The following is a 276-nucleotide window of genomic DNA, read 5'->3' on the forward strand; positions in this document are numbered from 1 at the left end:
CGCCCGGAGATCGGGCTTCAAGCTCGACCAGAAAGCGCCGGTGGCAACGGTGGCTGAGCTTCCCGAGTACGATGCCATCATTCTCGGTGTGCCGACGCGCTTCGGCAACATGCCGGCGCAGATGAAGAACTTCCTCGACCAGACCGGTGGGCTGTGGGCGCAGGGCAAGCTGATCGGCAAGGTCGGAGCCGTTTTCACGTCGACGGCCACGCAGCACGGCGGCCAGGAGAGCACGATCCTGTCGACCCACACGGTGCTTCTGCACCACGGCATGGT

The 276-nt window shown here is 64.9% G+C and carries 1 protein-coding gene; it reads left to right on the top strand.

All coding sequences use genetic code 11. The annotated features are described in order from the left end of the window. Positions 1 to 276, top strand: a 276-nt coding sequence (gene wrbA, locus ACZ3GY_RS23905; protein ID WP_465912210.1) for an NAD(P)H:quinone oxidoreductase, incomplete at both ends; no start/stop codon positions are given.

The organism is Pseudomonas sp. PME37.24/006 (assembly GCF_055556635.1).